We start from the raw sequence: 14,147 nt of genomic DNA, 5'->3' as shown, positions 1-14,147 counted from the left end.
GTGATTGTTTTTAGTGAATATTATCTCATTGGTAAATGTGCTGCAAAAATACCCGGAGCTTGCGCAAAATAATGGTGCAAGCTCCGGTTGTGCTGAAGATTTACAGATAATCTTCCAGATTTCCATCCAAATGATATACTCCGTCATTATCTTCGGAATAGTTTATCCAGACATTGTGTAAGGATTCGCTGATTGTGTTTACAAGTTTGTCTGTAATTCTACTCCGGTCGTAATAGCTTTTAATATCATCCTCATCAATGACCACCTCTTTTCCATCGTACAGGATGGCATTGGTGGTTGTAAAACGTACATCGTGGATGTCTGAACTGTACTGGTCGGCAGCATTTCCTGCATACCAGACATTTCTGGTTACGTACTTGACTTTTCCTTTCATGGCCTCATGTTTAAATTATATCACATTTATAAGAACTTTCACGATTCGTGTATTTGTGATGGATGAAAACAGACTTGCTGTTTCATACCATAATATGCCGACAGTGTGTCGGACAAAATATTCCTTTTTCCGTCAGATCATTTATTCCAACAAAACAGAGAACATAAATATCCGGACTGCCTTTGTTTTGCAAAAATAGAGGGAGCTTGCACAAGCTTTCTAGGCAAGCTGAAGTTATTTTTGCGTCGAATCAAAAAATTATGGGAAAAACATGAAAATTGAATTTTCTATATGGCTTGTTCATTATTTGTTAGAATCCGAGTCTACACTAAAAGAGATTTATGAAGCATGGAGCAGGACCCCCTTTTATGAGAAAGATATGTCGCGCAACACTTTCCTGGCTTATAAACGTAGGGCAGAGGAATTCTTTGGTATTGATATTGTATGCGACCGCAGAACGAATAAATACAGAATCAAGAAATCGAGTGCGTTGAGAGCCGATCCACTGAAGAGCTGGCTGCTGTCTTCCATTTCGGCGGTGACCACTATGGAGCGGTGCAAGACCCTGTCGAACCGGATTATGCTGGAACCCACTTTCGGCGAAGAAAAGCTTCTGCCTCTGATTACGGAGGCCATGTCGGCCAACCGCTGTCTTCGGGTAGAATACCAGCCGTTCTGGCACGATGAGCCTTATCAGTTTCTTCTGTCTCCTTATTTCATCAGGCTGTTTAAACAGCGGTGGTATCTGGTAGGATATTCGCACAAGCACCATGAAATCAGAATTTTTGCCTTTGACCGGATAAAGGAGGTTGAGATGGCCGAGCAAACCTTTACCATGCCTGAGTTTATGGATGTTGATGCTTATTTCTCCAACAGCTTTGGCATTATCCAGCGCACCGATGTTCCCATAGAGAATATCCGCTTGCGTTTTATCGCTGAACAGGGAATGTATATCAAGAAGAGGCCCCTGCATCATTCGCAGAAGCTGATTTCGAGCGATGACGAATATATGGTTTTCGAGTATCTTCTGAGGCCCACTTTTGATTTCTTTCAGGAGGTGTTGTCTTATGGTTCGGATGTGGAGGTGCTTGCTCCGATATCTTTCCGGGAACAGGTGGAAGAATGCGTGCGCTGGATGTCGCGGATTTATCTTTAGTTATAAACGGCAATCCCCACCTTCGTGCCAGTGGCAGGAAGGTGGGGATTGGTGTGGTTCAGCATTTTCCGCCGCAGGAGCATTTGGGCAGTTCCTGTTTTTTGATTTCCGTGATATAGAAGCGGGCAAATGCGTTTTTGATTTCGTCGCGCACGCGGCGGAATTCCGAGTCGATAAATTCCGGTGTGCCGGTGGCATGGGACGGGTCGTCAAAACCGATGTGCAGGCGTTGGCCTACTTTTCCCGTAAATGCCGGACAACTCTCGTTAGCACCGCCGCAAACGGTGATCACATAGTCCCAGGCTTCGTTCAGGTAAGTGTTGACATGCGTCGGGACATGCGTGCTGATGTCGATGCCGACCTCTTTCATGACTTCAACGGCCTTGGCGTTTACCTGTGAAGCGGGCTCCGTTCCGCCCGAATAAACCTCCAGCGAGGCATCAAACGATTGCAGAAAGCCGTGTGCCATCTGGCTGCGGCAACTGTTTCCGGTGCAAAGAATCAAGATTCTCATTCTTGTGAGTGTTTTATTGGGTTACAGAATATAGTTGAACAGATAGCCCGACAGGATGATGAAGAACGCCACCGTACCGAAGAAGATACCGATGAGGCGCCAGGTCATTACCTTTTTAAGCAAAGTTGCTTCGGGCAGAGACAGGCCTACCACCCCCATCATAAAGGCGATGGCGGTGCCTACAGGGATTCCTTTCGCCACAAAGACTTCTATGACGGGAACGATTCCGGCTGCATTGGCATACATCGGTACGGCCAGAATGACCGAAAGCGGTACGGCCAGCCAGTTGTCTTTGGACAGATATTCCTGAAAGAAACCTTCGGGAACGAAGCCGTGCATAAAGGCTCCGATGCCGATTCCTATCAGAATATAGACCAATACGCCGCGCACAATCTGAGTGGCATCATGGACGATGGCGGGCAGACGCTTCAGAAAGGTGGTGTGTTCCTTTTCCCAGCTGTCGGCCTGGGCCGAAGAGTTGGCCTGAATCTGTTTCACCCAGTCGCTTAGATAGGGATGCAGCTTCATGCGTCCGAGCACAACGCCTCCGATAACTCCCATCAAGATGCCGCTCAGGACATAGATCAGGGTGATTTTCAGTCCGAACGAGCCCAGAAACATGGCCACGGCCACTTCATTGACCAGCGGCGAGGTAATCAGAAAGGCGAAAGTTACCCCCAGCGGAATGCCTCCTTTGACAAATCCGATAAAGAGCGGAATGGAAGAACAGGAGCAGAACGGGGTGATGGCACCGAATACGGAGGCCAGCAGATACTGAAGCCCATACATCTTGTGCGTCATCAGATAGTTGCGCAACCGTTCTATTGGGAAATAGGCATTGATGATGCCCATCAGAATGCTGATAAAAAACAGCAGAATGATGATTTTTATCGAATCATAGAAGAAAAAGTTCACGGCTGTGCCCCATGCTGTGGCCGGTGACAGTCCGAAAATGTCGTAAACCAGCCAGTCGGCAAAGTTCTGAATCATATTGTCACGGTTTAGATGCCGAGTAATTTCTTGACGTCACTTTCGCTCGGTACCTGACCTTTCAGGCACACCTCTCCATCAACAACCACAGCCGGAGTAACCATGATGTTGTAGTTCATGATCTCCATAATATCATCCACCTTGGTGAGCTTTACATCCAGATTGTTTTCACGAATTACTTTTTCAATAACCTGATAGGTTGTCTTGCATTTGCTGCAACCCGGTCCTAATACTTTGATTTCCATATTTTTGTTGTTTTAGAGTGTTGTTCGATTAAAAATAGAGCATATATGCGTAATAAATACCGGTAAGAATAAAGAGGATGCCTACCACGCGGTTGAGTACCTTCTGCAACACCTTTACTTTGCCGTAGAAGGTGCCGATGCGTGCGGCGCTGAAGGCCAGAATCCAGGCCACGATGATGACGGGGACAGCGGTGGCAATGGCAAAGACGGCCGGCAGCAGATGTCCTTCGCTGCTCGTTGCCGCCATGGGGATGAGCATGCCGAAAAAGAATACTCCGCTGGTGGGGCAGAAGGCCAGGGCAAACAGCACCCCGATCAGAAAGGCGCCCCAACCGCCGCGGCGGGCCAGTCCCTCGGCATTTCCATGAAACCCGAATTGTGGCAGATTCAGTCTGTGATCTACGAGCATGAAGGTTCCCACAAGCAGCAGAAGAGGGCTGAGAAACCATTCTCCCAGTTTGCCCACTGTGTTTTGTATGCCAAACATGCTGGAGCCTTCCTGCAAGGTGTGAATCAGCAGGCTGCCCAGCAAGGTGTAGCTCACGATGCGTCCCAATGTGTAGAGCAGACCGTTGCGGAAAATCCTGTTCCGGTTTTCAATGTCCTTGCCGATGAAGCCGATGGCCGCAATGTTGGTGGCCAGCGGACAGGGCGACAAGGCGGTGAGCAGTCCCAGCAGAAAGGCGGTGACCACCGGGATGGAACTGTTGTCGAGCAGAGTTTGCAGTTCGTCCATAGGCTTTTATTTTAGCAGATCCTTTACGGTCTGTACGAGTCCCTTTTTGAATCCTTCCGGATCTTTCCGGGCCTGTTTGAAAGCGTAGGGAGTGAGATTCTTGGCGCTTTCCTTGCCGTCTTTATGGCCCACGACAAAGAGCGACGACCAGGTCACCTGATATTTTTCCGCCAGTTTCTCATTGGCTTTTTGTGAGATGTCGATGGTCTTGAATACCACTTTGCCGCTTTTCACTTCTGCTGCCAGTTGGTTGCTGACGGCTGCGCGTGCGTTCTTTTCGATGGCCATACATGTGGCACAGCGCTGTTTTCCATGAAAATACAGTACCTCCACCTGCGGACTGGCACTGTTTTCTTGTTGTGTCGGGTTGTCGGCATTTGTTTTAGCCTGTGTGGGGGTGGCCAAAAGCGCGATGGCAGCAACCAACATGAATAGAATCTTTTTCATACTGATATTATATATTTGTTAGTTTGTGATTTTACGAACATCTGCGGCAAAAAAATACAGGCATTGCCTGTTGTTTTTATTTGTTGTTTGCAAAATTACAAACAATAGCTGATAAAATCAATTTTTCAAAACAGATTCTCTTGCTCTTCTTTAGGGTTTAACTTTCTTTAAACTTCGTTCTTTCCGGAATGCAGCAAGGTTGTTACAGCCGTTTCCGGATAGAGAAAATGATGCATGAGGGATTGGTTTTTCATGCCGGTGGAAAGGGAATAAAAAAATCATCGAAATGATTTTTAATTTTCATTTCGATGATTCTGCAATTTCATCAGGATGTTTTTCAAGGCTTCCTGCCCTGAAAAGCGTTAGGGGAGCGCGAGAAACAAAAAGCCCGCCTTGCAGGTGCAAAGCAGGCCGGAGCGGAAAAAATATTTCGCCGATATTATTTCTGCAGGCGCAGTGTGAATTTCTTGAAGTAAACCTGCAGTTCCTTGCCTGAAGCGTTGACCAGACGGATATAGCTCTGTCCGGCTGCACTGTTGATGGCTCCCGTAATCTCGGTATTGTCGGCAGCCTGATTCAGCGGTACGGCGGTCCAGTTCTGTCCGTCGGCACTGGTTTCCAGACGGAAGGAAGATGCGATATCTTTTGTTCCCAGATCCAGATACAACTGCTGCATGCGCACCGGCTGGTCGGAAGCGATTTGCAGACTGGCATTGGCTGGCCACTTGATGACCTCGTTCGACGGCGATACATTGACATCCTGATGGCGGGCGCGTACCGGCTGTATCTTCAGCTGAGGCACATCACTGGTCAGGGTATATGGGTTATATTCGGCCTTGGCATCCAGATTGGTGTTGTTCTTGGTGTTGTATTCCGTAATGGCCTTCGTGAACATTTCGTTCAGGCTAGGCAACAGCACAAGGCTGCCCACCTTGACACCCGGCTGATATGGATTCTGGTTTTCGGTCATATCCAGCTCATACATCTGGGCCTGCAGTGAGCGTGCCCGGTTGTAGTGTGTCATAAAGGCATCGTCTTTCTGCTGGATGGCCTTGATCATCAAGAGCACAGACTGTCCGTATTCACCCAGCAGCTTGCCCTGTTTCAGCCACGGACGGATTTCTTCGATCAGGTACGGATTTTCGGTATCTGCCAGCAGGATGTCGCAGGCAGTTTCCAGATTCTTGCATTCAGCCAGCACACTTTCCAGTGCTTTTTGCTCGCCCTGTTTCATGGCCTTCAGTGTCGGCTGCAGGTCGGTACTCTCGTCACGGCGGAATCCGTGTCCGTTAGGACCCAGGTCAGAGCTGTGAGAAGCGAAGAGCTCCAGATAAGAGCAGTTCTGCGGCAACAGGTCCTTGATGGCATTCTTCCAGGAACTGATGCTGTCATAAGACTCCATGTTCCAGGTATAGTCCGCAACACTATACAGCGAAATCTTGGAAGCCTCGGCACGCTCCATCGGGTTGGACACGAATCCGGACATGTCGTCCTTGATGTCTAGGGCGTTTCCGTAGGTCGGTCCCAGAAGCAGATGGTCGCGTACATAGTCGCTCACCGGGAAATTCCACCAGATATAGGCCTTGCGCTTGATGAGCGGATTGATCCAGTCCAGTGTCGGCTTGTCGATGCAGGCAATCACCCGGTCGCCGGTCCACATGATGTGGATGCTCGGGTTAAGTTTCTCGCCCAAGGTGGTCAGATAACCACCCTTTACATTCGACCAGCTTTTGTTGTATTCTGTGGGGCACATCACCAGCGGAGTAACATCATGTTTCTTCTGGATGAATTCGTTGTCGATGTAGTTCAGCAGTTCGGCCTGCTTGTTCGGATTGGTACCTTCGCCCCAGATGTCGTCAAAGAACACGGCAAAAGAGCGCACTCCGAGCTGATACATGGCTTCGAATTTCTGAATCAGCGCGTCGCGGTCTTCGTTGGTCCATTTGATGTCTTTTCCCGGATGGATGGCCCACACAAAGTCCACCTCGTTACGGGCGGCCTGCTCCACGAGTTCGTGTATCTGTGCCGCTTCCTTCTCCGGATAAGGCTTGCGCCAGTTTGGCGAAGAGTGATAAGGATCATCCTTCGGACCGTAAATATAGGTATTCATCTTGTTCTTTCCGTAGAACTCCAGCTGGCGCATGCGTGCTTCGTGGCTCCAGGGGGTGCCGTAGAAGCCTTCCACCACTCCGCGGAACTCAATGTCGGGATAATCTTCAATGGCGCAAATGCTCATTTGGCCCTGACGGATCATCTGCCCCAGGGTCTGCACGCCATAGAACGTACCGCGCTGGTCGGCACCGGCAATGACAATACGGTTTTTCTGGACTTCCAGATAGTATCCTTCCTTCTTCTGCGGAATTTTCTTGGCATACTTTTTTACAGCCTTGTCGCCTTTCTTGCCCACGATTACCTGGAACTTGCTTTTGCCTTCCTTGTTGGGCATAATCTGCTTCAGGGCTTCGAGCGCATGAGGACAACTGCCTTCCGTAACGACCAGATTATAGGATTCCGGAAGAGTAAGGGTTTCTGATGTTTCTGTCAGCTGGAACTCCTGTACTTTGGGTTGGAGCAGGTTGGTGTTGGTTTGTGCCTGCAGCGAGGCTCCGCCCAGCATCAGGCAGAACAACGGGAGAAAGTAATGTTTCATGAAATTTCAGTATTTGATTTTAATGATACAAACATACGTAAATTAGAGCATTTTTACAAATATGCCGACAAAAAAAGCCCATTCGGCGAAGAATGGGCTTTTATGTCTTGATGCGGAATTAAGCCAGACACTCCTGGATGAACTGCTTCATTTCCGGGGTATGCTCCTCAACACTCAGCAACAGCTGGAACTGGTTCTTGGTACGCACCAGGTTGTGTTCCGGATACTTAATCTTATAATAGGTGTCTCCGTTGATGTAGTCAGCCAGGAAGCGTACGCACTGCATGTATGGGAACAGAGCGGCAGCGTATGGCAGGTTCTCGATTTCGATAGGAGTCAGGAAGCTCTGTGCAGACTTCAGATAACCTTTGGTAAAGGCCTTGAAGATTTCCATGTTGAAGCTTACCTTGCTCAGATCTGCCTCGTCCTCTTCGGCTGTGTTGGCACCTGTACGCAGGAAGTCTCCGTAGTCAGAGAAGATAAAGTTAGGCATTACGGTATCCAGGTCGATAACACACAGTACCTGATCGTTCTCGTCGAACATCATGTTGTTTACCTTGGTATCGCAGTGACAGATACGCTTCGGCAGCTTGCCTTCGCGGCCCAGACGCTCGGCCTTGCACATCTCGTCGGCACGCTTCTCGATTTCGTCAATGTAGTACTGTACTTCGGCAACGCGGCCAACTTTGTCTTCCTTCACAGCGTCGCGCAACTGCTGCAGGCGGAATTCCATGTTGTGGAAGTCCTTGATGGTCTCGCCCAACTGTACTGGGATGTCAGCCAGCATAGCCTGGAAATTACCGAAGGCCTCACCGGCAGCGTATGAAGATTCCGGATTTACAGCCTGTTTGGTGATGGCGTTTGGAATGAACACCATGATGCGCCAGTAGCTTTCTCCGTTGAAATAAAAATATTTGCTTCCGTCAGCCAGAGGAACGAAAGTCAGCACCTTGCGGTCGATATCTGTTTCGCCTTTTTCCTCAAGCTTTTTGCGGATATGAGTAGTCACGGCCTGAATGTTGTCTGCCAGCATTTCCACATCCGGGAAAATCGCATTGTTGATGCGCTGCAATACATAGTTAGGCTGGTCCTCTTCACTGGTAGTTACCATAAAGGTATCGTTGATCAGTCCGGCACCTAAAGGTTTGATTTCGGCAACAGTGCCTTTAATGGCAAATTTTGATACAATTTCTTTCAATTCTGTTTGTTCCATAATTAGAGAGATTTATTTGTTTGTAGATTGTTACAAATATAATTCTTTTTTGTTGAATCACCTTTCTTATAATAATATTTTTTTAAGAAGTTTTCTAATTAGTGACAGAATAAGGTAAGAAAGCGGTTTGGACAACCGGGCAGAATCCCTGGAGAAATGAACTATTAAGAAACTTGTGCCGATTTGCTTGATAGTGAATAAAGATTAAAATTACTTGAAAATAGAAATGAATCTTAAATATTTTACTAGATTTGCTATTTAATCAAAGCAAAGAAAACTCTTAGAAAAAATTAAACAATCTAGAACTTATGAGAAAAATTTATTCCTTACTATGCCTGCTTTTTTTGTTTGTGACAGGTCTTAGTGAAATGCGAGCAGTCTCGCTGACCTTGGATCAGGTTTTAAAGGCTGATCAAATTGTTGCCGGGAAAAAAATAGTCCTGCGCGGACTGAAGAACGGTAACCCGTGGATTAACATTTTGGCCAATAATGAAATGACCGTGTCAAAGGCTTCCGTCTTTATCGTGGAAAGTGCCGAAGGAGGTTACTATCTGAAAAATGAAAGCACAGGCCTGTATCTGACTGCTTATCAGAGTGGTTCTTCAACAATCGGCTCCACCGAAAACAAGGCTTCGGCCGGTATTTTTGAGATTTCCAACCCTACATTCAATGATGAGGGGGATATGAACTGGCTGGAACCGACCAAAGACCATAGTCTGCTGACCCGCTTTACCAGCAAGGGTACGGATATGAAGATCAATACCCAGGGGGCCTCTGCCAAGGCTATATATGCAGTTGGTACCGGAGGATGGTCTATCATGTATGTGTATGATGTGACCAATGTGGATTGGGATGCCGTAGAGCCGGAACCGGAGAATCCATTGAAACCGGTTACGGACGGTGTGTTCTCTGAGAATAAGTATTATGCCATCAACAGAATGAATATGGACGGTGCCTTCATGGTCGAGAATAATACCGGAGAACTTTATACCACGACCTTCCAAAATACGGAACGTGTCTTCTGGAAACTGATTCCGACAGGCAAGGAGAATTGTTATTATGTGCAGAATGCAACTACCGGACGTTATGTTCAGAGCACCAAGCAGAATTTAAGTGCACAAATCCCTATGGGCAGCAATCCGGTAGAAATCCAGATCGGAAAGGATACCAAGAGCGGAGCGGCTACCAACGGTGCTTCTTTCTATTATTTCTGCAGTACAGACCAGACCAATATTCCGAGCGGTGCTTTGGGCTTGAACCTGAACGGAAGCAAGCCGGGAGCCAATGTTGTGGCTTGGTCTGCATCAAGCGGCAACCAGAACTCTTATTGGACTGTTTCTGAAACGGAATATACTTATGAGGCACAGATCGTTCCTTTGGTTGCAAGCTTTGATAAGGTCGCTTCTGCTGCCAAATATGCTTTGGTGGCTTCCGACGGACAGTGGATGGCCGCTGAAAATGGAACCGTCGTATTGACCGAAAGAGGTTCTGAGAATAAATATGCATGGGTATTTGTAGGTAAAAGCAACAAGACCGAAGGTATTTATCTGGTGAATATGACAGAACCGGCAAAAGCCTTGACACTGGATGCGGAAGGCAATTATACCTTCGCAGAGCCGGAAAACGCTACCCGTTGGTTTGTTGCCGAAAAGGAATTCAATGGTGTTCCCCGTCTGGTATTTGTTCCATTCGATCAGAAAGACGAGGCCGATGCACCTTATCTGACCGTGGGCGGTGCTTCTGATTTCGTTTTGGGCAATTATCGCAGCACATACAGCTTGATGGCTCAGGTTTATACTTTGCCTTGCGGTATTCTGGATAACGGATATCTCACAGCACTGAATATCACCGGTGAGCAGGTTCAGAAAGAACTGAATTATGCGGCAACAGCCAAACCGACCAACTACTATACACTTTATACTACAGAAAAAGCAACGGTAAGTGTCGGACAGAAGTTTAATTTGGCCGCCACCGTCGCACAGATGGATGAAAACGTAACCCTGTATGTTTATTTCGACTGGAATCGTGACGGCATGTTTGAAACCATGTATACTTATAATAGTGCCGATGTGGCAGAAGAGATTTCAGTGCCGGAGGATGCCGTGGTCGGTAAATCCAGAATGCGTGTCCGCATCACCAACAATGCTTTGGCTGATGCAGAAGATGATGCGGTAGGTTCTATTTATGACTTTATTGTCAATATCGCGGAACCACAGGCACAGCATACCATCACTGTGGCACCTAATGACCCGGAGCGTGGCGTGGCAGAAATTCGGATTGGAGAGGAATCCTTGCAATCTTATACCTGTGATTATGGTCAGGAACTGACTGTAGTAGCTACTCCGAACGACAAGCTGGAGTTCATCGCCTGGAAGGATAACAGAACCGTGGTTTCTACTGAAAAGGAATACAGCTTCACCGTGACCGAGAATGCTGATTTGGTGGCATGCTTCTCTCCGAACAGTACTATAGCCACAGACATTCAGAGCGCCGATGTAGACCAGAATAACTTTGTATATGAAATACAGCAGGGCGACCAGAACATTCAGGTGATTACTGATGCAGAAGTCAAGATGGTTTATATCTTTGCCGTAGACGGAACTCAGGTGCGTAAGGCAGCCGGAAAGAAGGTCTCTGTAGCCGGCCTGTCACAGGGTACTTATATCGTGAAGGTGGTTACCGCTGCAGGTGACGGAAGCAAGAAGGTTTCTTTGAAATAAAAACGGGGCATGGAAAAATTTTGACGGATGCCTCTCATTCCAAACTATAACATAAATTTTAGAACAGATTATTATGAAAAATAAAAATATGATCCTTTTCAGTTCCTTATGTATGCTGGCTGGTGCTGCATCGGCACAGACAAGCAATGAAAAGCCCAATATAATTTTTATCCTGTGCGATGATATGGGATATGGAGATTTGGGATGCTACGGACAGCAGTATATCAGCACTCCGAATCTGGACCGTATGGCTGCAGAAGGAATGCGTTTTACACAGGCTTATGCCGGTAGCCCGGTGAGTGCCCCTTCACGTGCTTCCTTGATGACGGGACAGCATACGGGACACACCAAAGTGCGTGGTAACAAAGAATACAGAATAGGAAACGTGCAGTATGGCCAGACTTCGGATCCGGCACAAACCGGTCAGGAACCCTATGATCCAGACCATATCATTCTGCCGGAGATCATGAAGGACCAGGGTTATACTACCGGTATGTTCGGAAAGTGGGCCGGCGGTTATGAAGGTTCCGAGTCAACTCCCGAAAAACGTGGCGTGGACGAGTACTACGGCTATATCTGCCAGTTCCAGGCACATTTGTATTATCCGAACTTTATGAACCGTCTGGTGCGTGATAAGGATGGTAATGCCAGCATTGTACGTGAGGAATTGACCGACAATACGAAATATCCGATGTATGGCAACGGTTATGAGAACCGTTCGCAGTATACTGCCGACCTGATTCATCAGGAAGCCTTGAAGTGGCTGGACAAACAGACAGACGACCAGCCTTTCTACGGACTGTTTACCTACACTCTGCCTCACGCAGAGCTTTATCAGCCTAACGATTCCATTTTGCAGGCCTATAACAACCGCTTCTGCAATGATAAGAACTTTGCAGGTTCTGAGGGTTCCCGATATAATCCTTCAGAGAATGTGCATGCACAGTTTGCAGCCATGATTACCCGTCTGGACGCTTATGTGGGAGAAATTCTGGCCAAGCTGAAGGAAAAGGGCATGGACGAAAATACGATTGTTATTTTCTCTTCAGACAACGGACCTCATGAAGAGGGTGGAGCCGATCCAACATTCTTCAACCGCGACGGTTTGCTGAAAGGAACAAAGCGCTCTTGTTTTGAAGGAGGTATCCGTATTCCGTTTATCGTGCGCTGGCCCGGAAAGATTCAGGCAGGCAGTGTGAACGACCATCAGTTGGCCTTCTATGATGTGATGCCTACCTTCTGCGACCTCATCGGAGTGGAAGATTACGTGAAGGAGTATACGAATCCGAAATATGCCGCAGCCGGAAAAGAAGATTATTTTGACGGTATTTCTTTCTTGCCTACTCTGCTCGGCAACGATGAGAAACAGGAACAGCATGATTTCCTTTACTGGGAATTCCATGAGACCAACCAGATGGCTGTGAGAAAAGGCAACTGGAAACTTCGTGTAAACGCCGGTAACTGTGAACTTTATGACCTGGCTAACGATCTGCATGAAGACAATAACGTGGCTGCAAAATACCCGGAAGTGGTGAAAGAACTCAAGGCAATCCTCTTCAAGGAGCATACAGACAGCCCGTTGTTCAAGGTGACACTTCCCGCTAAATAAAGTGGATGATTCCTTTGCGATTATCTTGTTTTTAAGTAATTTTGCAAGAAAGATTAAACAACCAAATAATTAATACAATATGACTCTTATTAAATCAATTTCCGGTATTCGTGGAACCATCGGCGGTCAGGCTGGTGATACTTTAAATCCATTGGATATTGTAAAGTTTACCTCTGCTTATGCAACCCTGATCCGTAAGACTACAAAAGTGAACAGCAACAAGATCGTAGTTGGTCGTGATGCGCGTCTTTCAGGTGAGATGGTAAAGAATGTAGTGTGTGGTACTCTGATGGGTATGGGCTTTGATGTGGTAAACATCGGCTTGGCCAGCACCCCGACTACTGAGCTCGCCGTAACCATGGAAGGTGCTTGCGGTGGTATCATCCTGACTGCTTCACACAATCCACGTCAGTGGAATGCCTTGAAGCTTCTGAATGAGAAGGGCGAATTCCTGAACAAGGAAGAAGGAAATGAAGTTTTGCGCATTGCCGAAGCCGAAGAGTTTGAATATGCCGATGTAGATCACTTGGGATCTTATCGTGAGGACAACTCTTACGACCAGAAGCATATTGACCTGGTAAAGAACCTGAAGCTGGTAGACGTTGAGGCAATCAAGAATGCTCACTTCAAGGTGGCTATTGATACCGTTAACTCAGTGGGTGGTATCATTTTGCCAAAACTGTTGGAGCAGCTGGGTGTAGAGAAGGTTACAGGCTTGTATACTGAGGCAACCGGTGACTTCCAGCACAACCCAGAACCTCTGGAGAAGAACCTGCAGGACATCAAGACCTTGATGCAGAAGGGCGAACACGATATTGCTTTCGTGGTTGACCCGGACGTTGACCGTTTGGCTTTGTTCTGCGAGGACGGAACTATGTATGGTGAGGAATATACCTTGGTAACTGTTGCCGATTATATTCTGCAGAATACTCCGGGTAACACCGTATCAAACCTGAGTTCAACCAGAGCTTTGCGTGATGTAACCCGCAAGTATGGTTGCGAGTACAACGCTTCTGCCGTAGGAGAGGTGAATGTAGTTACTTTGATGAAGGAAACCAATGCCGTAATCGGTGGTGAAGGTAATGGTGGAGTTATCTATCCGGAAGCTCACTATGGCCGTGACGCCTTGGTTGGTATCGCTTTGATTCTGACTTATCTGGCTAAGAAGGGCATGAAGACCAGCGAGCTGCGTGCTACTTATCCTCCTTACTTTATTGCAAAGAACCGCATCGACCTGACTCCTGATACTGATGTTGATGCTCTGTTGGCTAAGGTTAAGGAAATGTATAAGAACGAGGAAATCAACGACATTGACGGTGTGAAGATTGATTTCGCTGACAAGTGGGTACACTTGCGTAAGAGCAACACCGAGCCGATCATCCGTGTTTATTCTGAGGCTGCTACTATGGAAGCTGCAGATCAGATCGGTAAGGAAATCATGGACGTAGTTTACAAGTTTGCTAAATAATAAGC

12 protein-coding genes are annotated in these 14,147 nt (G+C 47.3%); 4 read left to right on the top strand and 8 right to left on the bottom strand.

The genetic code is table 11. The features are described from left to right. Nucleotides 1–100: 100 nt before the first annotated feature. Nucleotides 101–394: a hypothetical protein gene (locus DXA74_RS05060; RefSeq protein WP_118525740.1), complete on the bottom strand. Its 294-nt coding sequence runs from the start codon at nt 392–394 to the stop codon at nt 101–103. Between the two features lie 271 nt (nt 395–665). Between DXA74_RS05060 and DXA74_RS05055 the strand changes: the two genes are divergently transcribed. Beyond that, a complete protein-coding gene (locus tag DXA74_RS05055) occupies nt 666–1,550 on the top strand; it encodes a WYL domain-containing protein (protein ID WP_118525739.1) in 885 nt (294 codons plus the stop codon). A 58-nt stretch (nt 1,551–1,608) separates the two neighbouring features. On the opposite strand, the gene DXA74_RS05050 is transcribed toward DXA74_RS05055, so the two are convergent. The 7 genes from DXA74_RS05050 to DXA74_RS05020 all read right to left on the bottom strand — a co-directional run bounded on the left by DXA74_RS05050 (nt 1,609) and on the right by DXA74_RS05020 (nt 8,345). Then, complete coding sequence (locus tag DXA74_RS05050; protein WP_118525738.1) at nt 1,609–2,064, bottom strand: arsenate reductase ArsC; 456 nt, start codon at nt 2,062–2,064, stop codon at nt 1,609–1,611. A 21-nt stretch (nt 2,065–2,085) separates the two neighbouring features. Next, complete coding sequence (locus tag DXA74_RS05045) at nt 2,086–3,054, bottom strand: permease (RefSeq protein ID WP_118525737.1); 969 nt, start codon at nt 3,052–3,054, stop codon at nt 2,086–2,088. 11 nt (nt 3,055–3,065) lie between these two features. Continuing rightward, nucleotides 3,066–3,299 carry a thioredoxin family protein gene (locus DXA74_RS05040; protein WP_118525736.1) on the bottom strand — a complete coding sequence of 78 codons (234 nt, stop codon included), beginning with the start codon at nt 3,297–3,299 and terminating at the stop codon, nt 3,066–3,068. 28 nt (nt 3,300–3,327) lie between these two features. After that, a complete protein-coding gene (locus DXA74_RS05035; RefSeq protein ID WP_118525735.1) occupies nt 3,328–4,035 on the bottom strand; it encodes an aromatic aminobenezylarsenical efflux permease ArsG family transporter in 708 nt (235 codons plus the stop codon). Between the two features lie 6 nt (nt 4,036–4,041). After that, nucleotides 4,042–4,482 carry a nitrophenyl compound nitroreductase subunit ArsF family protein gene (locus DXA74_RS05030; protein WP_118525734.1) on the bottom strand — a complete coding sequence of 147 codons (441 nt, stop codon included), beginning with the start codon at nt 4,480–4,482 and terminating at the stop codon, nt 4,042–4,044. A gap of 439 nt (nt 4,483–4,921) precedes the next feature. Beyond that, complete coding sequence (locus DXA74_RS05025) at nt 4,922–7,132, bottom strand: beta-N-acetylglucosaminidase (RefSeq protein WP_118525733.1); 2,211 nt, start codon at nt 7,130–7,132, stop codon at nt 4,922–4,924. A gap of 118 nt (nt 7,133–7,250) precedes the next feature. Further along, complete coding sequence (locus tag DXA74_RS05020) at nt 7,251–8,345, bottom strand: phosphotransferase enzyme family protein (RefSeq protein ID WP_118525732.1); 1,095 nt, start codon at nt 8,343–8,345, stop codon at nt 7,251–7,253. 308 nt (nt 8,346–8,653) lie between these two features. Here DXA74_RS05020 and DXA74_RS05015 point away from each other — a divergent pair, with 308 nt between their 5' ends. From DXA74_RS05015 to glmM, 3 genes are all read left to right on the top strand, one after another. Then, nucleotides 8,654–11,065: a T9SS type A sorting domain-containing protein gene (locus DXA74_RS05015; protein WP_147401038.1), complete on the top strand. Its 2,412-nt coding sequence runs from the start codon at nt 8,654–8,656 to the stop codon at nt 11,063–11,065. A gap of 73 nt (nt 11,066–11,138) precedes the next feature. Then, nucleotides 11,139–12,674, top strand: a complete 1,536-nt coding sequence (locus DXA74_RS05010; RefSeq protein WP_118525730.1) for an arylsulfatase — start codon at nt 11,139–11,141, stop codon at nt 12,672–12,674. 79 nt (nt 12,675–12,753) lie between these two features. After that, on the top strand, nt 12,754–14,142 hold the full coding sequence (gene glmM, locus DXA74_RS05005) for a phosphoglucosamine mutase (RefSeq protein WP_118525729.1): 1,389 nt from the start codon (nt 12,754–12,756) through the stop codon (nt 14,140–14,142). Nucleotides 14,143–14,147: the final 5 nt, after the last annotated feature.

It is taken from the genome of Bacteroides sp. OF04-15BH, from assembly GCF_003477995.1.
Lineage (GTDB): Bacteria > Bacteroidota > Bacteroidia > Bacteroidales > Bacteroidaceae > Paraprevotella.
This window is presented reverse-complemented; position numbering and strand designations above follow the sequence as displayed.